The organism is Pseudomonas sp. UYEF17 (assembly GCF_040546125.1).
In the GTDB taxonomy this organism is placed as follows: Bacteria; Pseudomonadota; Gammaproteobacteria; order Pseudomonadales; family Pseudomonadaceae; genus Aquipseudomonas; species Aquipseudomonas putida_Z.
The window spans coordinates 77286-99291 of record NZ_JBEPNE010000007.1 but is presented as its reverse complement, the minus strand read 5'-3'; the positions used below and the strand labels follow the sequence as shown (position 1 = coordinate 99291).

The following is a 22006-nucleotide window of genomic DNA, read 5'->3' as shown; positions in this document are numbered from 1 at the left end:
ATCCCTGTGGGAGCGGGTTTACCCGCGAAGAGGCCGGCACAGGCGCTACGACTATCAGTGCAGGCGCTTGCGACAGATCAACTGTGCCAGCTTGGCGGCATCCGGCCGCTCGACGATGCCGCGCTCGGTCACGATCACGTCGATCAGGTCGGCCGGGGTCACGTCGAAGACCGGGTTGAACACCTCGACATCCGGCGCCACGCGGGTACCGCCAATGTCCAGCAACTCGTCGGCAGCGCGCTCTTCCAGCGGGATGTCCTCGCCCGTGGCCAGGTTCAGGTCGATGCTGGTGCTCGGCGCCACCACCATGAAACGTACGCCGTGGTGCATGGCGCTGACCGCCAGCTGGTAGGTGCCGATCTTGCTGGCCACGTCGCCGTTGGCGGCGATGCAGTCCGCGCCCACCACCACCCAGGTGATGCCCTTGCTTTTCATCAGGTGGGCCAGCGCCGAGTCGGCGCACAGGGTCACCGGGATGCCCTCGTTGGCCAGCTCCCAGGCGGTCAGGCGCGAGCCATGCAGCCAGGGGCGGGTCTCGCCGGCGTATACACGCTCGACCATGCCCTCCAGGTAACCGGCGCGGATCACCCCCAGCGCGGTGCCGAAACCACCGCAGGCCAGGGCGCCGGCGTTGCCGTAGGTGAGCAGGGTCTGGGCGTTGCCCTGGTGGCGGCGGATCAGCTCGATACCGTGCTGGGCCATGGTCAGGTTGGCTTCGCGGTCGCTTTCGTGGATGGCCACCGCTTCGGCCTCCAGCGCCGCCAGCACGCCTTCGTCCGGACGCAGGCGCTGCAGGCGCTCACGCATGCGGTTCAGCGCCCAGAACAGGTTGGCGGCGGTAGGGCGCGCTTCAGCCAGGACAAGGAAGTCTTCCTCCAGGTCCATTTCCCAGTCGCCACCCTCGGCCAGCCGCTCCTCCAGGGCCAGCACCAGGCCATAGGCCGCGGCAATGCCGATGGCCGAGGCGCCGCGCACGGCCATGTCGCGGATCGCCGCTGCCACCTGCGCGACATTGTCGCAGGCCAGCCAGCGCTCTTCCGACGGCAGCAGGCGCTGGTCGAGCAGGTGCAAGACGCCGCCCTGCCAGCGGATCCCGGTCACCTTCTCCGCCGCCAAAAGTCGCTCGCGCATCGCCTCTCCCCGTCGTTCGGATATCAAAAGCCGGCGATTATAGCGACCCTCGGGGCCGAGCGCTCGGGTATACTCCGGCGCAATTTTGCGAAGTTTCAGAGGACTGTTCTAATGAGCAACGTCGACCGCGCCGAAATCGCCAAGTTCGAAGCGCTGGCCCACCGCTGGTGGGACCGCGAAAGCGAGTTCAAGCCGCTGCACGAAATCAACCCGCTGCGCGTCAACTGGATCGACGAGCGCGCCAGCCTCGCCGGCAAGAAAGTGCTGGACGTGGGTTGCGGCGGCGGCATCCTCAGTGAGGCGATGGCCCTGCGCGGCGCCACGGTCACCGGCATCGACATGGGCGAAGCGCCACTGGCCGTGGCCCAGCTGCACCAGCTGGAGTCGGGCGTGCAGGTGGAATACCGGCAGATCACCGCCGAAGCCCTGGCCGAGGAAATGCCTGAACAGTTCGACGTGGTCACCTGCCTGGAAATGCTCGAGCACGTGCCCGACCCGTCTTCGGTCATCCGCGCCTGCTACCGCATGGTCAAGCCTGGCGGCCAGGTGTTTTTCTCCACCATCAACCGCAACCCCAAGGCCTACCTGCTGGCCATCGTCGGCGCCGAGTACATCCTGAAGATGCTGCCGCGCGGCACCCACGACTTCAAGAAGTTCATCCGCCCGTCCGAGCTGGGCGCCTGGAGCCGCGTTGCCGGCCTGCAGGTGAAGGACATCATCGGCCTGACCTACAACCCGCTGACCAAGCATTACAAGCTCAGCAGCGACGTCGACGTCAACTACATGATCCAGACCCTGCGCGAGGAATAAGCATGCGTTTGCAAGCAGTACTCTTCGACATGGACGGCACCTTGCTCGACACGGCGCCGGACTTCATCGCCATCTGCCAGGCCATGCTCGCCGAGCGCGGCCTGCCGGCCGTCGATGACAAGCTGATCCGCGACGTGATCTCCGGCGGCGCACGGGCGATGGTCGCCGCGACCTTCGCCATGAGCCCGGAGGCCGAAGGCTTCGAGGCCCTGCGCCTGGAGTTCCTCGAGCGCTACCAGCGCGACTGCGCGGTGCACAGCAAGCTGTTCGACGGCATGGCCGAGCTGCTGGCCGACATCGAGAAAGGCAACCTGCTGTGGGGCGTGGTCACCAACAAGCCGGTGCGCTTCGCCGAGCCGATCATGCAGCAACTGGGCCTGGCCGAGCGTTCGGCGCTGCTGATCTGCCCGGACCATGTCAAGAACAGCAAGCCCGACCCCGAGCCGCTGATCCTCGCCTGCAAGACCCTCGGCCTGGACCCGGCCAGCGTGCTGTTCGTCGGCGACGACCTGCGCGACATCGAGTCTGGCCGCGACGCCGGCACCCGCACGGCGGCGGTGCGCTACGGCTATATTCATCCAGAGGACAACCCCAACAACTGGGGCGCCGATGTGGTGGTGGACCACCCGCTGGAACTGCGCAAAGTGATCGACAGCGCGCTGTGCGGCTGCTGAACCCCGTCTAGACCGCAGCACAGCCCCTGTGGGAGCGGGTTCACCCGCGAATGCGCCAGGCCAGGCGACACCGGCGTCTGATAGTACGCATTCGCGGGTAAACCCGCTCCCACAGGGGACGGTGCCGCGCCAACGAACTCGAAGGACCTACCATGTTCGACTACACCGCCCGCCCCGACCTGCTGCAAGGCCGGGTCATCCTGGTTACCGGTGCCGGCCGCGGCATCGGCGCCGCTGCCGCCAAGGCCTACGCTGCGCTGGGCGCCACTGTGCTGCTGCTGGGCAAGACCGAGGCCAACCTGAACGAGGTCTACGACCAGATCGAAGCCGCCGGGCACCCGCAACCGGTGGTGATCCCGTTCAACCTGGAAACCGCCCTGCCCCACCAGTACGACGAACTGGCGGTGATGATCGAAGACCAGTTCGGCCGCCTCGACGGCCTGCTGAACAACGCTTCGATCATCGGCCCGCGCACGCCGCTGGAGCAGCTGTCGGGTGACAACTTCATGCGCGTGATGCACATCAACGTCGATGCCACCTTCATGCTCACCAGCACCCTGCTGCCGCTGCTGAAGCTGTCGGAAGACGCTTCGGTGGTGTTCACCAGCAGCAGCGTCGGGCGCAAGGGCCGGGCCTACTGGGGCGCCTATGGCGTGTCCAAGTTCGCCACCGAGGGCCTGATGCAAACCCTGGCCGATGAACTGGAAGGCGTGGCACCGGTGCGCTCCAACAGCATCAACCCGGGTGCCACGCGCACGGCGATGCGGGCGCAGGCCTACCCTAGCGAAAACCCGCAGAACAACCCGCTGCCGGAAGAGATCATGCCGGTGTACCTGTACCTGATGGGGCCGGACAGCAAAGGGGTGAATGGGCAGGCGTTCAACGCCCAGTAAGGCTTGGAATTGCCGGGGCTGCTTTGCAGCCCATCGCGACACAAGGCCGCTCCTACAGGGGATCGCATACCCATGTAGGAGCGGCCTTGTGTCGCGATGGGCCGCATGGCGGCCCCCGGCCCTACCCCGCTGCCAACACCGGGCGCATGCGCCCCTGCTGGCGCCCTTCCAGCTGCATGCACCGCTCCAGGAACAGGTACATGCAGTCATAACTCTTGCAAATCGCCTTGCGCAGTTCATTGCGCAGCCCCTGGGTCGGGTTCTCGCCGGCCAGGGTGCAGATGATCTCCAGCGCCTCCCACGGGTGCGCGTCGTCATACTGGGCATGCATCTTCAGCCACTTCATCGCCCGCTTGCGCTGATCCTCCGGGAAGCCCAGCGCATAGGTGTCGGTGGAGCACACCACCGCCGACCATTCACCGGTCGCACCTTCGATGGCGTAGTTGGTCGCCGCCATGGAAATGGCCAGGTTCTCGGTAGCGCACACGCGCCAGCACCAGTCATTCAGGCCGTTCAGCTCTGGCGGCACATCCTGGGCCTGCAGCTCGTGCAGGTGCACGCCATGCGCCTGGCACCAGTTCACCCAATAGTCGGCGTGGTTGAGCTCGACACGGATGTTGCGCATCAGCCAGCGCCGCGCCATGTCTTCGCCCTGATGACGGCCATAGCGGGTCTTGGTCAGGTTGTGGGCCATGTACAGCGAAAACTGCTCCACCACCGGCCAGCCACCGATCAGGTACTGGCGAATGGTCGATTGCTTCAACTGGCCATCGCGCAGGCGCGCGTAGAACTCATGCTCGACTACCCGGCGCTTGCTCTCGCGGCAGTCTTCAATCAGTTGCTGGGCCCATTGGGGGTAGCTGGCGGGATCCATCAAAGGCCCGATACGAACGAATGCGTCAATCACTTTCAGCTCCTTGATCCTTGTGATTTCTAGCTAGCGAAACGTGCCAGGTGCCCGCTGCAACAGAGGCCGGGCGGCGATCCGTTGGCGCTGCAGACTGTCACAGGTGAACACCTGAGGGCGTTCGATGAGGTAGCCCTGGGCGTAATCCACGCCAATTTCCTGCAAGGCCTGCTCGATCAAGGGTGTTTCGACGAATTCGGCAATGGTGCGCTTGCCCATTACGTGACCGATGTGGTTGATGACCTCGACCATGGCCCGGTTGACCGGGTCGTCGAGCATGTCCTTGACGAAACTCCCGTCGATCTTCAGGTAATCCACGGGCAAATGCTTGAGATAGGCGAACGACGACATGCCGGCGCAGAAATCATCGAGCGAGAAGCGACAACCCAGCCCCTTCAACTCGTTGATGAAGCGGATGGCGCTGCCAAGGTTGGCTATGGCGCTGGTTTCGGTGATTTCGAAACAGATCATCCGCGGCGGAATGGCGTATTCGACGAACAGGCGTTGCAGGTATTCGAGGAACTTGTCATCGCCAATGCTCGACCCCGACAGGTTGATCGCACAGATCGACAGCGGCCCCTCGCGCCCTTCGTCCAGGCACTGGCGGATGACCAGGAACACATTGCGCACCACCCAGCGGTCCAGCGCGGTCATAAGGCCGTAGCGCTCGGCCGCCGGGATGAAGCTGCTGGGCAGGATGGTACGGCCGCTTTCGTCGTGCAGGCGTAGCAGGATCTCGATATGGCCGGGGCCTTCGAAGGTTTTCAGCGGGGCGATTTCCTGGGCGTACAGGCAGAAGCGGTTTTCTTCCAGGGCCACGTGCAAGCGCTGGATCCAGGCCATTTCGCCAAAGCGCATGGACAGCTCGCTGTCGTCGGCATGGTACACCTGCACGCGGTTGCGGCCTTTTTCCTTGGCCATGTAGCAGGCCATGTCGGCGGCACGCAGCGAGGTTTCGAGGGTGCCGGGGGACTGGGCCATGTTCACCAGGCCGACGCTGACGGTGGTGACGAACGGCCGCCCTTTCCACACGAAATGCAGGCTCTGCACCAGCTGGCGCAGCTGCTCGGCAATGCGCTCGGCCTGGTCGGGCGGGCAGTTTTCCAGCAGCACGCCGAATTCGTCACCACCCAGCCGGGCCAGGGTGTCGCCCTCGCGCAGGCCGGACTGCAGCACGGCGCAGATGTGCCGCAGCAGCTCGTCGCCGGCGGCATGCCCGCAGGTATCGTTGACCAGCTTGAACTGGTCGAGGTCGAGGAACATCAGCGAATGCCGCCCGGCCTGGCGCGCCAGGTCATTGAGCGCCTGCTCCAGGCGGTATTCGAACTCGCGGCGGTTGGCCAGGCCAGTCAGGGCATCGTGGGTAGCCTGCCAGGACAGGTTGGCGATGTACTGGCGCTCCTGGGTCATGTCGTGCAGCACCAGCACGATGCCGCTGACCTGGCCGTCATTGACGATCGGCGAGCCGACCAGGTTGACCGACACGGTGCTACCGTCCAGGCGCTGGATCAGCCGGGCATGCTCGGCGCCACCCTTGAGGCTGCCGCTGAGCACCTGTTCGACCAGGCTGCGGCCGTCTTCCTCGGCCTGCTCGTCCACCAGGCTGAACAGCGCCGACAGCGGCAGGCCCTGGGCATGGCCGGCCTGCCAGTGGGTCAGTTGCTCGGCGGCGGGGTTCATGTAGCCGATACTGCCCTCCACGTCAGCGGTAATCACCGCATCACCAATGGCCTGCAGGGTGATCTGCGCCCGCTCCTTTTCTTCCTGCAGGGCGCTGGCAAAGGCCTGGCGCTGGGCCAACAGCTTGCTGGAGCGGCGCCAGGCAATGGCAATCAGGAACATCGCGGTCAGCAGGTTGGTGATCAGCAGCACCCGCAGCAACATGCGCGAGCCCTCGCCCAAGGCATCGCTGAACGCCTTGGCGGCCGGGGTTACCCCTTCGTTGATGGTGACAATGCGCGCCTTCCAGTCGCTGACCGTGCGGGCGCCGACCGGGCCAGCGGCGAAGCTGCCGCGCATTTCCATGGCCAGCATATCCAGCTTGCCCAGGTAGTCGTCGCCGATGTCCCAGTAGTCGATGGCCGTCTGCATGTAGCTGACGTTGCGAAAGTTGCGGTAGAACCAGATGATCCGCTCGACATCGTCGGGGTGGTTGCCGCCTTGCAGCACGGCCTGGCGCGCGGCGTCCAGGTCGGGGCTGGGCTGGTCCATCACTTCGCGCAGCTGGTGGTCGCCCTGGGGCACGGTGATGGCCTGGCGATAGCGATGGTAGGTGCTGTCGTCGCGGGTTTCGGCGTACAGGTTGAGGTAGTAGATGGCGTCTTTCTGCGCCTTGGACCAAAGGCTTTCGCCCGCGACATAGGCACGCACGGCCGAGAGCGTATAAAGGCTGAGGCTGCCCAAGGCTACCTGGAAGACCACAACGGCGATGAAGGGCCAGGTGATGCCGAGCAACTTTGGCGCTTCTAGAGTGCGATGTCCCTTCATGGAGTCCCTGTCACAGAGCAGATAAGGCGCAAATCAACCCAGACAAAGCACAGCGTAGGCCATTTGCCATCCCGGCGGTTGGGTTTTTTATGCCAGGCTCAACGCCATTTTCGATTATGTCGACGCGCTTTTTGTAGGAGCGGCCTTGTGTCGCGATCGGGCCGCAAAGCGGCCCCAAGATATCAGCGGTAAAGCAAAAATCCAGGGGCCGCTTTGCGGCCCGATCGCGACACAAGGCCGCTCCTACACACACAGCGCACTTGCTTGTGGGGATCAGCTCTGCTGCAGGTGCCCATACAACTTGGCATACAACCCACCCTCGGCAATCAGCTGCTGATGGTCGCCATCCTCGGCCACGTGCCCGCCGTCGAACACCAGCACCCGGTCGGCCTGTTTCACCGCCGACAGGCGGTGGGCGATGATCAGTGTGGTGCGGCCGCTGAGGAAGCGCGCCAGGGCCTGGTGCAGGTTGTATTCGGTGGCGGCATCCAGGGCCGAAGTGGCTTCGTCGAGGATCACCACCTTGGGTTCGGCCAGCACCATGCGGGCAATGGCCAGGCGCTGGCGCTGGCCACCGGACAAGCGCACGCCGGAGCGCCCCACCACACTGTCCAGGCCCTGCGGCAACGCGGCGATGGTGGCATCCAGTTGGGCAATGCGCAGCGCCTGCCAGCAGGCCTCGTCACTGCAGTCACGGCCCATGGTCAGGTTGGCGCGCACGGTGTCGTTGAACAACGACGGGTGCTGCAATACCACCGCGACGTTTTCACGCAGGGTTTCCAGGCCGATTTCCTGCAGGCTGGCACCGCCAAAGCGGATGGTGCCGGCCTGGGCACTGTAGAGGCCCAGCAACAGCTGCACCAGGGTGCTCTTGCCACCACCGCTGGCGCCGACGATCGCCACCTTCTCGCCCGCGGCGATGGACAAGTCGAGGTGCTCGAGCACCGGCTCGTCGGCATAGGCAAAGCGCAGGTCGCGCACTTCGATACCCACCGTCTCGCGGCCGGCGAACGGGTCGCTGGCAGCCGGGTACTGCGGCTCTTCGTCGCGTGCCAGCAGTTCGTTGAGGCGGCTGAGCGCACCACCGGCGGCGTAGTAGGCGTATTGCAGGTTGAGCAGCTGCTCCACCGGGCCGATCATGAACCACAGGTAGCTGAACACCGCCAGCATCTGGCCGATCGACAGGTCGGAGAACAGCACGGTGAGCATGGCCGCGGCGCGGAAGATATCGATGCCGAACTGGAACAGCAGGCCACTGGCGCGGCCGCTGGCATCGCTCTTCCACTGCGAGTCCACGGCGTAGTCACGCACTTCGCGGGCGCGCAGGCCAAGGCGACCGAGGAAGTAGCCCTGGCGGTTGCCGGCGCGGATTTCCTGAATGGCGTCGAGGGTTTCCGCCAGCGCCTGGGTAAACCGTGCGGTGCTGTCGTTCTCGAGCTTTTTCAGGTGCTTGACACGCTTGCCCAGCTGCACGGTGAAGTAGATCACCAGCGGGTTGAACAGCAAGATCAGCAAGGCCAGCTGCCAGTGCATCCAGATCAGGATGGCCGCCGTGCCGGTCAGGGTCAGCATGGCCACCAGGAAGCGGCTCAGGGTTTCGCCGACGAACTTGTCGAGGGTGTCCAGGTCGGTGACCAGGTGAGTGGTCACCGTGCCGCTGCCCAGGCTTTCGTATTCCTTCAGCGAGATGCGCTTGAGCCGCTCGATCAGCCGAATGCGCAGGCGGTAGACGATGTCCTTGGCCAGGCCGGCGAACAGCTTGGCCTGGATCACGTTGAACGCCAAGGCGGCCAGGCGCAGGCACAGGGTCAGCAGCAACATCAGGCCGATGTAGCCCGCGGCCACCTGCCAGCTGGACGGCAGCAGGTGGTTCATCCACTTCAACGCGGCATCGCCATGGCCCAGCAGCACTTCGTCCACCAGCAGCGGCAGCAGCAGCGGGATAGGCACGCTGCAGCAGGCCGCCAATACGGCGATGAGGTTGGCGGACCAGAGGTTTTTCTTGTGATGCAGGGCCAGGCGGCGGATTTCCGCCCAGCTCAATCGATCGGCCACAGTGTGAGGTTTGCCCGGTACCGGGTCGGGTGACCCAGGCACATCAAGCACAGGCGGCCTGCTGCAGCCAGCGGCCGAGCAAGGGTTGCAGGCGCTCCAGCGGCTGGTAGCCGTTGGTCAGCAGGGCCAGTTGGCCATTGCGTTCGGCAAGCAAGGTCGGGAAACCGGCGATGCCCAGGTCCTGGGCCCAGCTGAAATCGGCTGCAGTGGCGGCGCGGGTATCGGCACGGGCGAAGGCCTCGGCGAACATGGCACGGTCGAAGCCTGCCTGTTCGGCCAGGTCGACCAGATGCGGTGCAACGGTCACGTCCACGCCTTGCTCGTAGAACGAACGCTGGATCAGCGCCAGCAGCGGCCAGACGCGCTCGGCGTCCAGTTCGCGGGCGGTGACCAGGGCACGGCAGGCCGGCTCGGTGTCGTAGACGAAGCCGTCGGGCATGGCCCCCTCGAAGCGGAACGGTTGGCCGGTGGCATCGGCCACCGCCTGCCAGTGTTCGAGGATGTACTTGCGGGTAGAGCTGTCCAGGGCACTGCCGCCGGTACGCAGCCCGCCCGGCACCAGGCGGGTGGGCACGCCTGCGTCACGCGCCTGGGCGATCAGGGCCGCGGCCACGGGTGCGAAACCCCAGCACCAGGAGCACATCGGGTCCATCACATAGATCAGGCGTGCAGACATGCATCAAGCCTCGGCTTTGTAGTTGTAACCGATCGGGTGCGGCAGGTTGCGCGCCTTGGCCAGCTCGATCTGCTTCTGCCGGTCGATGGCGCTACGCCGGGTCTTCTCGCTCAGGGTGTCCCAGCAATGCGGGCAGCTGACCCCTGGCGAATAGTGCTCGGACGCGCGCTCCTCTGCATTGATCGGGTGGCGGCAGGCGTGGCACTGGTCGTACTCGCCTTCGCTCAGGTCATGGCGCACCGTGACGCGGTTGTCGAAGACGAAGCAGTCGCCGTCCCACAGGCTTTCTTCCTGAGGCACTTCCTCGAAGTATTTCAGGATGCCGCCCTTAAGATGATAGACCGCCTCGAAGCCTTCACCGAGCATGTAGCTGGAGGCTTTTTCGCAACGGATACCGCCGGTGCAGAACATGGCAACCTTCTTGTGCTTGCTGGGGTCGAAGTTGGCCTTGATGTAGTCGGGGAACTCGCGGAAGGTTTCGGTCTTCGGGTCGATGGCGCCCTTGAAGGTACCGATGGCCACTTCGTAGTCGTTGCGGGTGTCGATCAGCAGCACTTCCGGGTCGCTGATCAGCGCGTTCCAGTCCTTGGGCTCGACGTAGGTGCCGACCGCCTGGTTCGGGTCCACGCCCGGTACGCCGAGGGTTACGATCTCTTTCTTGAGCTTGACCTTGGTGCGGTAGAACGGCTGTTCGTCGCAGTACGACTCCTTGTGGTCGACATCGGCAAGGCGTGGGTCGTTGCGCAGCCAGGCCAGCAGGCCGTCGATGCCTTCGCGGGTGGCCGACACGGTGCCGTTGATGCCCTCGTGGGCCAGCAGCAGGGTGCCCTTGACGTTGTTGTCGAGCATGGTCTTGAGCAGCGGCTCGCGCAGCTCGACGTAGTCTTCCAGGGTGACGAACTTGTACAGCGCCGCGACGACGATGGGTTGGGACATGAAGCAGGATCTCCAGTGGTTGCCCTCGTAAGGGGCGGACCGGGTTTGACAGTGTGACAAAAAAGCAGGGGGCGCTTTGCGCCCCATTCGCGGCACAAGGCCGCTCCTACAGGGGAATGCACCAGCCGACGGGCTGCGCTATCCCTGTAGGAGCGGCCTTGTGCCGCGAATGGGCCGCAAAGCGGCCCCCGGAATGTTGCGGATTCTACCAGAACAACAGCAAGGTTTCAGTGCCCGCCGCCCGCGCACACAGGCGAGGCGGGTGCAACGCCGACCTTGGCCCACTCTTCGGCGGTGTAGGTGTGGATGGCCAGGGCATGGATCTCGCCCATCAGCTCACCCATGGTGGCGTACACCTTCTGGTGGCGCTTGACGCTGTTCAACCCGGCAAACTGCTCGCTGACGATCACTGCCTTGTAGTGGGTCTCCTGACCACGACTGTGCATGTGGCTTTCGTTGAGCACTTGCAGGTGTTGCGGCGCCAGGGCGGCCAGCTGCTGTTCGATACGCTGTTGCATGGTCATCGCGGCGTACTCACTTCTTCGCCGGGGCGGCGGCCTTGCCAGCGTTCGGGTCCAGCTCCTTGGTCATGTCGTCCAGCAGCTTGTTCACCACCGGTACCGCTGGCTCCAGGCTCTGCTGGGTCAGCTGGGCCGACTGCTGGGTGACCTTGGGCATTTCGCGCAGCACTTTCTTGCCCAGCGGCGATTCGTAGAACTTGACCAGGTCCTTGAGCTCCTGCTCGGTGAAGGTCTGGGTGTACAGGTCGACCATCTTCGGCTTCAGCTTGTTCCAGCCGATGGCGTTGTCCAGCGCGGCGTTGGCCTTGGCCTGGTAGCTTTCCAGCACCGCCTGCTTGGTGGTCGGGGCCTTGGTCTGGGCGAAACGCTGGGCGAACATCTGCTGGACCTGCATGTACACCGGGGTGCCCAGCTTGTCGGCGTTGGCCAGGGTCAGGAATTTCTCGGCAGCAGCGTTGTGGCTGGCGGTGGCAGCGAGTACCTGGCCGCTGGCGCAAGCCAGGGCAACGGCGGCACAAAGGACACGGAGACGGGTCATTGCATTTCCTTCAGAAGAGAGGGAGGCGGGTACCTCAGAGTAGAGCATTCTGCGCCGTGGTGGCGATGTGCTCAAGTGGCACGACGAGCGACGGAACCGCTCGGTCGAATCAGGGCCTAAACTGCGATTTCGAACTACACAGGAGTGAGTACAGAATGAGCCGTATCGAGACAGACAGCCTGGGCCCGGTCGAAGTTCCTGAGGACGCCTACTGGGGTGCGCAGACCCAGCGTTCGCTGATCAACTTCGCCATTGGCAAGGAACGCATGCCCATCGCGGTGCTGCACGCCCTGGCGCTGATCAAGAAGGCCGCGGCCCGCGTCAACGACCGTAACGGCGACTTGCCGGCCGACATCGCCCGGCTGATCGAACAGGCCGCCGACGAAGTGCTGGGCGGCCAGCATGACGACCAGTTCCCGCTGGTGGTCTGGCAGACCGGCAGCGGCACCCAGAGCAACATGAACGTCAACGAAGTGATCGCCGGGCGGGCCAACGAACTGGCCGGCAAGGGCCGTGGCGGCAAGGCCCCCGTGCACCCCAACGACCACGTCAACCGCTCGCAGAGTTCCAACGACTGCTTCCCCACCGCCATGCACATCGCTGCGGCGCGGGCGGTGCACGAGAAGCTGCTGCCGGCCATCGCAGAGCTGTCCTCGGGGCTGGCCGAGCTGTCGGCACGCCACCACAAGCTGGTGAAGACCGGCCGCACGCACATGATGGACGCCACGCCGATCACCTTCGGCCAGGAGGTGTCGGCCTTCGTCGCCCAGCTCGACTATGCCCAGCGCGCCATCCGCGCCACCCTGCCGGCGGTGTGCGAACTGGCCCAGGGCGGCACTGCCGTGGGTACCGGGCTCAACGCCCCGCATGGTTTTGCCGAAGCCATCGCCGCCGAGCTGGCGGCGTTGTCCGGCCTGCCGTTCGTCACTGCGCCGAACAAGTTCGCTGCCCTCGCCGGCCACGAGCCGCTGACCAGCCTGGCCGGCGCCCTGAAGACCCTGGCCGTGGCCCTGATGAAAATCGCCAACGACCTGCGCCTGCTGGGTTCCGGCCCGCGCGCCGGGCTGGCCGAGGTACGCCTGCCGGCCAACGAGCCGGGCAGCTCGATCATGCCAGGCAAGGTCAACCCGACCCAGTGCGAAGCGCTGTCGATGCTGGCCTGCCAGGTGCTGGGCAACGACGCGGCGATCGGCTTTGCCGCCAGCCAGGGGCATTTGCAGCTGAACGTGTTCAAGCCGGTGATCATCCACAACCTGCTGCAGTCGATCGAATTGCTGGCTGACGGCTGCCGCAACTTCCAGCAGCACTGCGTGGCGGGCATCGAGCCGGATGCCGAGCAGATGGCGGCGCACCTGGAACGGGGGTTGATGCTGGTGACGGCACTGAACCCGCATATTGGCTATGACAAGGCGGCGGAAATTGCCAAGAAGGCCTATGGCGAAGGCAAGACCTTGCGCGAGGCGGCACTGGAGTTGAAGTACCTGACCAATGAGCAGTTCGACCAGTGGGTGAGGCCGGAGAACATGCTGGCTCCGGGGGGCAAGGGCTGACAGCTCAGAGACCGCGCTCCCCTGTAGGAGCGGCCTTGTGTCGCGATGGGCTGCGCAGCAGCCCCCAAAAATCTATGTCGCTGCCGAGATTTCTGGGGCTGCTGCGCAGCCCATCGCGACACAAGGCCGCTCCTACACAGAGCGCGCAACCCTCTTGAACTTGCGGGCGCGCCACCCGGCCACCAGCGAAGGCCCCAGCGCCACCAGCGCCGAACCCAGCACCACCGTCACTGCCCCCACATAGCCCAGGGCATTGATGTCCTCAGCGTGCACATACTCAGGCCACACCAACGCCGCCAGCGCCACCGCGACAAAGGTCACCAGCGGGGTCAGCGCCAGCGTGGCACTCACCCGCGACGCCTCCCAGTGCGCCAGCGCCTCGGCGAACGCGCCATAGGCCACCAGGGTATTCAGGCAACAGGCCAGCAACAGCCAGCCTTGCACCGGGGTCAGCTGCAACGCCTCCAACGGGTGGACCCAGGGCGTCAGCAGCGCGGCGCAGCTGAGGTAGATCACCATCATTACCTGCTGCGAATGCCACACAGTCAGCAACTGCTTCTGGCTAAGCGCATAGAACACCCAGATGCTGGTGGCCAGCAGGATGGTCAGCACGCCGGTGGTATAGGTGCCGAGCGAGGTCAGCAACTCTTCCAGGCGTTGGTTGAAAAACAGCCCGAACCCCGCCAGCAGGATCAGCAGGCCCACGCCCTGCCCCAGGCTGAAACGCTCGTGGAACACGAACACGCTGGCCACCAGCAACAGCACCGGGCCGATCTGCACGACCAGTTGCGCGGTGCCCGGGCTGAGCAGGTTGAGGCCGATCAGGTACAGCACGTAGTTGCCCATCAGGCCAAGCACGGCCACTACCACCAGGCCTTTGCCCTTGGGCGCCAGTTTGCGCAAGGAAGGCAACCTGCGCTTGGCGGCCAGCCAGGCGAACAGCAGGCCACCGGAAACCAGCAGGCGGTACCAGGTGACGGTGACCGGGTCGACCACTTGCAGCACCTGCTTGAGCTTGATCGGCAGGATGCCCCAGAGCAATGCGGTCAGAAGTGCCAGGAACAGGCCATAGCCCCAGCGGCCGGTAATGGTGTGCATAAAATCCTCGATCAAGCCCGTGGTGGGGGTAGTTGAATTCTACGGGCTTGAAGGGCGGGGACGGTGGCGGATGCCGGGAAAAGAATTCATCAGGTCATTCTTCTGTGGCATGGCTTGACAGGTATGCTGCCTGTTCTGGCCTCTTCGCGGGTAAACCCGCTCCCACAAGGATCACACAAGATTCAGCCCTGTGGTATTCCTGTGGGAGCGGGTTCACCCGCGAAGAGGCCGGCACAGGCAAACAGGAACTTCGATTATTTCTTGTCCCTGGCAAACGCCGCCTCAAGCGCCTGGTTGATGGTGCGCAACACCTTCACCCGCGCCCAGCGCTTGTCGTTGGCCTCCACCAGCGTCCAGGGTGCAATCTCGGTGCTGGTGCGGTCGACCATGTCACCCACCGCCTGAACATAGTCGTCCCACTTGTCGCGATTGCGCCAGTCGTCCTCGGTGATCTTGTAGCGCTTGAACGGGATCTGCTCGCGCTCTTCGAAGCGCTCCAGCTGGGTCTGCTGGTCGATCGCCAGCCAGAACTTGACCACCACCGTGCCGGCATTCACCAGCTGTTCCTCGAAATCGTTGATCTCGCTGTAGGCACGCATCCAGTCGGCCGGGCTGCAGAAGCCTTCCACCCGCTCCACCAGCACCCGGCCATACCAGGAACGGTCGAAGATGGTGAACTTGCCACGCGCCGGAATGTGCCGCCAGAACCGCCACAGGTAAGGCTGCGCGCGTTCTTCTTCAGTGGGCGCGGCAATCGGCACGATGCGGTACTGGCGCGGGTCCAGCGCGGCGGCCACGCGGCGGATGGCGCCGCCCTTGCCGGCAGCGTCGTTGCCTTCGAACACCGCCACCAAGGCATGCCGGCGCATGTGCTTGTGGCGCAGCAGGCCGGCCAGGCGTGCCTGCTCGGTGACCAGTTGCTCCTGGTAGTCGGACTTGTCCAGGCGCAGGGTCATGTCCAGCGCGCCGAGCAGGCTGCGCTGGTCGATGCTGCGGCCCAGCGGAGCAACGTTGCCCCGGTGCTTGCCTTTGGGGTTGTTGTCCAGTGCCGCCTGCAGGCTTTCCAGCAGGATGCGACCTACCGCCAGGCTGCGGTAGTTCGGGTCGACGCCCTCGATGACATGCCACGGCGCGTAATCGCGGCTGGTGCGGCGCAGCACGCGCTCACCAAAGCGCACGAAACGGTCGTAGGTCTCCGACTGCTGCCAGTCCAGCGGGCTGATCTTCCAGCTGTGCAGCGGGTCGTCCTTGAGCGATTTCAGCCGCGCCTTCATCTGCTTCTTGGACAGGTGGAACCAGAACTTGATGATCAGCGCACCTTCGTCGCACAGCATCTCCTCCAGCCGCTCGGCGCCGGTGATGGCCTGGTCGAGCACGGCGTCCTTGAACACCCCGTGTACCCGCCCCTGCAGCATCTGGCTGTACCAGTTGCCGAAGAACACGCCCATCCGCCCCTTCGGTGGCAGGGCCCGCCAGTAGCGCCATGCCGGCGGGCGCGCCAGCTCTTCGTCGGTCTGCTGGTCGAAGGTGAGCACATCGATCATGCGCGGGTCCATCCACTCGTTGAGCAGCTTGACCGTCTCGCCCTTGCCGGCGCCTTCGATACCGTTGATCAGCACGATCACCGGGAAACGCGCCTGCTGCTTGAGTTCGTACTGGGCTTCGAGCAGGGCCTCGCGCAAAGCGGGTACCTCGGCGTCGTAAGCCTCCTTGTCGATGCTGTGGCCGATTTCGGCGGATTCGAACATGCACTGGCTCCTTCAATGGATAAGCAAGACTAGCGGATTTGAAGGCTCGTGCAGTACCTGCGGGAGCGGGCGTGCCCGCGAAGAGGCCGGCACAGCCTGCGCAAACCTCCCGGATGGCATAAAATCCGCCCATCCGCTGCAACCGAGCCAACCATGTCCACCCTCCTCCAGCACGCCCAGATCGACTGGGACGACCAGGGCCGCCCCCATTCGCGGCAATACGACGACGTCTATTTCGCAGTCAACGAAGGCATCGAAGAAACCAAGCACGTGTTTCTTGGGCAAACCCGCCTGGCCGAGCGCTTTGCCGACCTCGCCCCGCACGCCTGCCTGGTGATCGGCGAAACCGGGTTCGGCACCGGCATGAACTTCTACTGCGCCTGGCAACTGTTCGAGCAACACGCCCACACCGAGGCTCGCCTGCATTTCGTCAGCGTCGAAAAGTACCCCCTCGATCGCGACGACATGGCCCGCGCCATATGCCTGTGGCCTGAACTTGCCGCCTATGCCGAGCCCCTGCTGGAGCAGTACGTGGCAGTGCACCCTGGCTTCCAACAGTTCACCTTCGACAACGGCCGGGTCACCCTCACCCTGTTGATAGGCGACGTACTGGAACAGCTGCCGCAACTCGATGCGCAGATCGACGTGTGGTTCCTCGACGGCTTCGCCCCGGCCAAGAACCCCGACATGTGGACCCCGGAGCTGTTCGCGCAGCTGGCACGGCTGTCACACCCGGGCACGGTGCTAGGCACCTTCACCACCACCGGTTGGGTACGCCGCAGCCTGGTCGAGGCCGGCTTCGCCATGAAGAAGGTGCCGGGCATCGGCAAGAAATGGGAAGTGATGAGCGGCGCCTATGTCGGCCCTGTGCCCAGCCCCGGCGCGCCATGGTACGCGCGCCCGGCTGCCGTAGCGGGGCCGCGTGAAGCGCTGGTGATAGGCGCCGGGCTCGCCGGTAGCACGACCGCCGCCAGCCTGGCACGGCGTGGCTGGCAAGTTACCGTGCTGGAACGCCACGACACCCCGGCACAGGAAGCTTCGGGTAACCCGCAAGGGGTGCTGTACCTGAAGCTGTCCGCCCACGGCACGGCGTTGTCGCAGATGATCCTGGCCGGTTTCGGTTACACCCGGCGCCAGCTGCAGCGCCTGCAACGTGGCCACGACTGGGATGCCTGCGGCGTGCTGCAACTGGCCTTCGACAGCAAGGAAGCCGAACGCCAGGGCAAACTGGCTGGCGCCTTCGAACCTGGCCTGTTGCACTCGCTGGAACGTGCAGAGGCCGAAGCCATCGCCGGGGTGGCCTTGCCGGCTGGTGGGCTGTTCTATCCCGAAGGTGGCTGGGTACACCCGCCGGCGCTGTGCCAGCAGCAGTTGCAGCACCCGGGTATTCGCCTGCTGACGCATCAGGAGGTGCTCGAACTGCGCAAGGTCGACGGGCAGTGGCAAGCCTGGGCTGGCGAACGTTTGCTGGCCAGCGCGCCGGTGGTGGTCCTGGCCGGTGCCGCCGACGTACTGCGCTTCGAGCCATGCGCGCACCTTCCGCTCAAGCGCATCCGCGGGCAGATCACCCGCCTGCCGGCCACGGCCAGCAGCCGCGCGCTGCGCACCGTGGTGTGTGCGGAAGGCTATGTAGCGCCGCCGCGCGGGGGTGAACACACCTTGGGCGCGAGCTTCGACTTCCACAGCACAGACCTGGCACCGACGGTGGCCGAGCACCAGGGCAACCTGGCATTGCTGGACGAGATTTCGGTCGACCTGGCCCAGCGCCTGGGTACCGCCGAGCTGGACCCTGGGCAATTGCAGGGGCGTGCGGCGTTCCGTTGCACCAGCCCGGATTACCTGCCGATCGTCGGGCCGGTGGCGGATGCGCAGGCGTTCGCCCAGGCCTATGCAGTGCTGGGCCGGGATGCACGGCAGGTGCCGGATGTGGCCTGCCCCTGGCTGGATGGGTTGTATGTGAACAGCGGGCATGGCTCGCGCGGATTGATCACGGCGCCGTTGAGCGGCGAACTGGTGGCGGCGTGGGTATGCGGGGAACCGCTGCCGTTGCCACGGGCGGTGGCGGAGGCGTGCCACCCGAACCGGTTTGCCTTGCGCAGGTTGATTCGCGGGAAATAGGGGAATGGGGCTGCTGCGCAGCCCATCGCGACACAAGGCCGCTCCTACAGGAGATCGTATTCTCTTGTAGGAGCGGCCTTGTGTCGCGAAAGGGGCGCAACGCGCCCCCATAGCTTTGCGCCATATAACAGATCGATCTAAAACTCTCACAAACCACATGGGTCAGTTCCTTAAGGTGCCCTAATCCGGGGCACCCCCTCCCCAACGGAAAAACCGGTAAGGACCTATGTGCGGATTAGCAGGAGAGTTGCGTTTCACCCCCATCGACCAAGCCCCTCGCCCAGCCGACCTGGCTGCGGTAGAGCGCATAACCCACCACCTGGCGCCCCGCGGCCCGGATGCCTGGGGCTTCCATAGCCAAGGCCCGATCGCCCTCGGCCACCGGCGCCTGAAAATCATGGACCTGTCCGACGGCTCTGCCCAGCCGATGGTCGACAACACCCTGGGCCTGTCGCTGGCTTTCAACGGCGCCATCTACAACTTCCCCGAACTGCGCCAGGAGCTGCAGGCCCTGGGCTACAGCTTCTGGTCCGACGGCGACACCGAGGTGCTGCTCAAGGGCTACCACGCCTGGGGCGCGGCCTTGCTGCCCAAGCTCAATGGCATGTTCGCCCTGGCCATCTGGGAGCGCGACAACCAGCGCCTGTTCCTCGCCCGCGACCGCCTGGGCGTCAAACCCTTGTACCTGTCGCGCAACGGCGAGCGCCTGCGCTTCGCCTCGACCCTGCCGGCGCTGCTCAAGGGTGGTGACATCGACCCGATGCTCGACCCGGTGGCACTCAACCACTACCTGAATTTCCACGCCGTGGTGCCGGCGCCACGCACCCTGCTGGCCAACGTGCAAAAGCTGGAACCCGGTACCTGGATGCGCATCGACCGCCATGGCGAAGTGGAACGCCAGACCTGGTGGCAGCTGCACTACGGCGCCAACCCCGACGAACGTGAGCTGGACCTGGAAGGCTGGACCACCCGCGTACTCGATGCCACCCGCGACGCCGTGGCCATTCGCCAACGGGCAGCGGTGGACGTGGGTGTGCTGCTGTCTGGCGGGGTCGATTCCAGCCTGCTGGTCGGCCTGCTGCGCGAAGTGGGCGTGGACGACCTGTCGACCTTCTCCATCGGTTTCGAGGATGCCGGCGGCGAACGCGGCGACGAGTTCCAGTATTCCGACCTGATCGCCAATCACTACGGCACCCGTCACCACCAGCTGCGCATCGCCGAGCACGAGATCATCGAGCAATTGCCGGCCGCCTTCCGCGCCATGAGCGAGCCGATGGTCAGCCACGACTGCATCGCCTTTTACCTGCTGTCGCGGGAAGTGGCCCGGCACTGCAAGGGCGTGCAAAGCGGCCAGGGCGCCGACGAGCTGTTCGCCGGCTACCACTGGTACCCGCAGGTGGACGGCGCCGAAGATGCCTTTGCCGCCTACCGCGAGGCCTTCTTCGATCGCAGCCACGCCGAGTACCGCGACACCGTGCAGGCACCCTGGCTGCTGGAAACCGACGCGGCCGGCGACTTCGTCCGTGAACACTTCGCCCGCCCCGGCGCCCCCGATGCGGTAGACAAGGCGCTGCGCCTGGACAGCACGGTGATGCTGGTCGACGACCCGGTCAAACGGGTCGACAACATGACCATGGCCTGGGGCCTGGAGGCGCGCACGCCGTTCCTCGACTACCGCCTGGTGGAGCTGTCGGCGCGCATTCCGGCACGCTTCAAGCTGCCCGACGGCGGCAAGCAGGTGCTCAAGCAGGCGGCGCGGCGGGTAATCCCGCACGAGGTGATCGACCGCAAGAAGGGCTACTTCCCGGTACCTGGCCTGAAGCACTTGGAAGGCGCCACCCTCGGCTGGGTACGTGAATTGCTGACCGACCCCAGCCAGGACCGCGGGCTGTTCAACCCGGCCATGCTCGACCGCCTGCTGAGCAACCCGCACGGCCAACTGACGCCGCTACGTGGCTCCAAGCTGTGGCAGCTGGCGGCGCTGAACCTGTGGCTGAGCGAACAAGGAATCTGACCGATGAAAGCCCACGAAATCGCTTACGGTCAGCGCCTGCTGCGCGGCCAGGCGCCGTCCTACGAGCGCCTGCAGGCGCGCCTGGCCGGCGATGGCAGCCAGCCACACGACCAGCCGCGCGCCGTGCATTGCGGCTGGGGCCGGCTGCTGATCGGACACACCTACCCCAACCCGGCCGACCTCGCCGCCGACCTGCTGGAAGAACGCCCCGGCGAGCGCGACATCGCCTTGTACGTGGCCGCGCCCCAGCAGCTACTGGCCCAGGCCCCGCAGCAACTGTTCCTCGACCCGTCCGACACCCTGCGCCTGTGGTTCACCGACTACCGCCCAGCGCAGCGAGTGTTCCGCGGCTTCCGCGTGCGCCGGGCGCAGAACCCGGGCGACTGGCAAGCAATCAACACCCTGTATCAGGCGCGCGGCATGTTGCCGGTCGACGCCGAGCTGCTCACCCCTCTGCACCTGGGCGGCCCGGTGTACTGGCTGGCCGAGGACGAAGACAGCGGCGCGGTGATCGGCAGCGTCATGGGCCTGAACCACGCCAAGGCGTTCGACGACCCCGAGCACGGCAGCAGCCTGTGGTGCCTGGCGGTAGACCCGCACTGCACCCGCCCCGGCGTGGGTGAAGTGCTGGTGCGCCACCTGATCGAACACTTCATGAGCCGTGGGCTGGCCTACCTGGACCTGTCGGTGCTGCACGACAATCGCCAGGCCAAGCGCCTGTATCAGAAGCTGGGTTTTCGCAACCTGCCGACCTTCGCGGTCAAGCGCAAGAACGGCATCAACGAGCAGCTGTTTCTGGGGCCGGGGCCTCAAGCCGACCTCAACCCGTACGCACGCATCATCGTCGACGAGGCACTGCGCCGGGGCATCGAGGTACAAGTGGACGATGCCGCTGGCGGCCTGTTCACCCTCAGCCTGGGCGGGCGCCGCATTCGCTGCCGTGAATCGCTCAGCGACCTGACCAGCGCCGTGACCATGACCCTGTGCCAGGACAAGCGCCTGACCCAGCATGCCCTGCACAATGCCGGGCTGCAGGTGCCGGCGCAGCAACTGGCCGGCAATGCCGATGACAACCTGGCGTTTCTCGACGAGCATGGCGCGGTGGTGGTCAAGCCGGTCGATGGCGAGCAAGGCCAGGGCGTGGCGGTGAACCTCACCTGCATCGACGACATCACCCACGCCGTGGCGCAGGCCCGCCAGTTCGACAGCCGCGTGTTGCTGGAAAGCTTCCATGCCGGGCATGACCTGCGCATCGTGGTGATCGGCTATGAAGTGGTGGCGGCAGCCATCCGTCACCCGGCGCAGGTGCTGGGCGATGGCAAGCACAGCATCCGCCAGCTGATCGATGCCCAGAGCCGTCGGCGCCAGGCCGCAACCGGTGGCGAAAGCCGCATTCCGCTGGACGACGAAACCGAGCGCACCCTGCGCGCGGCGGGCTTTGGCTACGACGACGTGTTGCCCGCCGGCCAGCGCCTGGCCGTACGACGCACCGCCAACCTGCACACCGGCGGCACCCTGGAAGACGTTACCGAACGCCTGCACCCGGTGCTGGCCGACGCCGCCGTGCGCGCTGCACGGGCGCTGGAGATCCCGGTGGTGGGGCTGGACTTCATGGTGCGTGATGCCGGGCAACCGGAATACGTGATCATCGAGGCCAACGAGCGTGCCGGGTTGGCCAACCATGAACCGCAACCGACCGCCGAGCGTTTTATCGACCTGCTGTTTCCGCATAGCCGGCCTTTGGCGTAACCGCTGCTGGCCTCTTCGCGGGTAAACCCGCTCCCACAGGGACCCCACAAGTATCGAGGGCTGTGGTGGACCTGTGGGAGCGGGTTTACCCGCGAAGAGGC

The 22006-nt window shown here is 65.4% G+C and carries 17 protein-coding genes; 7 read left to right on the top strand and 10 right to left on the bottom strand.

Going from position 1 to position 22006, the window contains the following annotated elements; all coding sequences use genetic code 11:
• Window positions 1–54 precede the first annotated feature (54 nt).
• Window positions 55–1131 (bottom strand): S-methyl-5-thioribose-1-phosphate isomerase, encoded by a 1077-nt coding sequence (gene mtnA / locus ABIB24_RS13525; protein WP_025338099.1) that lies wholly within the window; start codon window positions 1129–1131, stop codon window positions 55–57.
• 111 nt (window positions 1132–1242) lie between these two features.
• Here mtnA and ubiG point away from each other — a divergent pair, with 111 nt between their 5' ends.
• The 3 genes from ubiG (at window position 1243) to ABIB24_RS13510 (ending at window position 3508) form a co-directional block, all read left to right on the top strand.
• Window positions 1243–1941: a bifunctional 2-polyprenyl-6-hydroxyphenol methylase/3-demethylubiquinol 3-O-methyltransferase UbiG gene (gene ubiG / locus ABIB24_RS13520; RefSeq protein ID WP_025338098.1), complete on the top strand. Its 699-nt coding sequence runs from the start codon at window positions 1243–1245 to the stop codon at window positions 1939–1941.
• 2 nt (window positions 1942–1943) lie between these two features.
• Complete coding sequence (gene mupP / locus ABIB24_RS13515) at window positions 1944–2615, top strand: N-acetylmuramic acid 6-phosphate phosphatase MupP (RefSeq protein ID WP_046615545.1); 672 nt, start codon at window positions 1944–1946, stop codon at window positions 2613–2615.
• Between the two features lie 152 nt (window positions 2616–2767).
• Window positions 2768–3508 carry a YciK family oxidoreductase gene (locus tag ABIB24_RS13510; protein ID WP_025338096.1) on the top strand — a complete coding sequence of 247 codons (741 nt, stop codon included), beginning with the start codon at window positions 2768–2770 and terminating at the stop codon, window positions 3506–3508.
• A gap of 121 nt (window positions 3509–3629) precedes the next feature.
• On the opposite strand, the gene ABIB24_RS13505 is transcribed toward ABIB24_RS13510, so the two are convergent.
• The 7 genes from ABIB24_RS13505 to ABIB24_RS13475 form a co-directional block, all read right to left on the bottom strand.
• A complete protein-coding gene (locus tag ABIB24_RS13505) occupies window positions 3630–4415 on the bottom strand; it encodes an iron-containing redox enzyme family protein (protein WP_075044056.1) in 786 nt (261 codons plus the stop codon).
• Between the two features lie 30 nt (window positions 4416–4445).
• A complete protein-coding gene (locus ABIB24_RS13500) occupies window positions 4446–6902 on the bottom strand; it encodes an EAL domain-containing protein (RefSeq protein WP_354316611.1) in 2457 nt (818 codons plus the stop codon).
• 273 nt (window positions 6903–7175) lie between these two features.
• Window positions 7176–9008, bottom strand: a complete 1833-nt coding sequence (locus tag ABIB24_RS13495) for an ABC transporter ATP-binding protein (protein ID WP_354316609.1) — start codon at window positions 9006–9008, stop codon at window positions 7176–7178.
• Window positions 9001–9633 carry a DsbA family protein gene (locus ABIB24_RS13490; protein ID WP_354316607.1) on the bottom strand — a complete coding sequence of 211 codons (633 nt, stop codon included), beginning with the start codon at window positions 9631–9633 and terminating at the stop codon, window positions 9001–9003. Before ABIB24_RS13490 ends, ABIB24_RS13495 begins: the two co-directional genes overlap by 8 nt.
• A gap of 3 nt (window positions 9634–9636) precedes the next feature.
• Complete coding sequence (gene trhO, locus ABIB24_RS13485; RefSeq protein WP_075044053.1) at window positions 9637–10569, bottom strand: oxygen-dependent tRNA uridine(34) hydroxylase TrhO; 933 nt, start codon at window positions 10567–10569, stop codon at window positions 9637–9639.
• Window positions 10570–10796: 227 nt separating this feature from the next.
• A complete protein-coding gene (locus ABIB24_RS13480) occupies window positions 10797–11093 on the bottom strand; it encodes a BolA family protein (protein ID WP_003252644.1) in 297 nt (98 codons plus the stop codon).
• 10 nt (window positions 11094–11103) lie between these two features.
• Window positions 11104–11628, bottom strand: coding sequence for a DUF2059 domain-containing protein (locus ABIB24_RS13475; RefSeq protein ID WP_025338091.1), 525 nt, complete (start codon window positions 11626–11628; stop codon window positions 11104–11106).
• A 155-nt stretch (window positions 11629–11783) separates the two neighbouring features.
• On the opposite strand from ABIB24_RS13475, the gene ABIB24_RS13470 reads away from it, so the two are divergent.
• On the top strand, window positions 11784–13178 hold the full coding sequence (locus tag ABIB24_RS13470) for a class II fumarate hydratase (protein ID WP_137163221.1): 1395 nt from the start codon (window positions 11784–11786) through the stop codon (window positions 13176–13178).
• A 132-nt stretch (window positions 13179–13310) separates the two neighbouring features.
• Here ABIB24_RS13470 and ABIB24_RS13465 read toward each other — a convergent pair whose 3' ends face one another.
• Together ABIB24_RS13465 and pap are read right to left on the bottom strand one after the other, a co-directional pair.
• Entirely contained in the window at window positions 13311–14276 is a 966-nt protein-coding gene (locus ABIB24_RS13465; RefSeq protein ID WP_354316603.1) for a DMT family transporter, read from the bottom strand.
• Between the two features lie 254 nt (window positions 14277–14530).
• Entirely contained in the window at window positions 14531–16024 is a 1494-nt protein-coding gene (pap, locus tag ABIB24_RS13460) for a polyphosphate:AMP phosphotransferase (protein ID WP_025338088.1), read from the bottom strand.
• Window positions 16025–16177: 153 nt separating this feature from the next.
• Between pap and mnmC the strand changes: the two genes are divergently transcribed.
• The 3 genes from mnmC to ngg all read left to right on the top strand — a co-directional run bounded on the left by mnmC (window position 16178) and on the right by ngg (window position 21905).
• A complete protein-coding gene (gene mnmC / locus ABIB24_RS13455; RefSeq protein ID WP_137163219.1) occupies window positions 16178–18142 on the top strand; it encodes a bifunctional tRNA (5-methylaminomethyl-2-thiouridine)(34)-methyltransferase MnmC2/FAD-dependent 5-carboxymethylaminomethyl-2-thiouridine(34) oxidoreductase MnmC1 in 1965 nt (654 codons plus the stop codon).
• A 226-nt stretch (window positions 18143–18368) separates the two neighbouring features.
• Window positions 18369–20156, top strand: a complete 1788-nt coding sequence (locus ABIB24_RS13450; RefSeq protein WP_137163218.1) for an N-acetylglutaminylglutamine amidotransferase — start codon at window positions 18369–18371, stop codon at window positions 20154–20156.
• A gap of 3 nt (window positions 20157–20159) precedes the next feature.
• A complete protein-coding gene (ngg, locus tag ABIB24_RS13445) occupies window positions 20160–21905 on the top strand; it encodes an N-acetylglutaminylglutamine synthetase (RefSeq protein WP_025338085.1) in 1746 nt (581 codons plus the stop codon).
• Window positions 21906–22006: the final 101 nt, after the last annotated feature.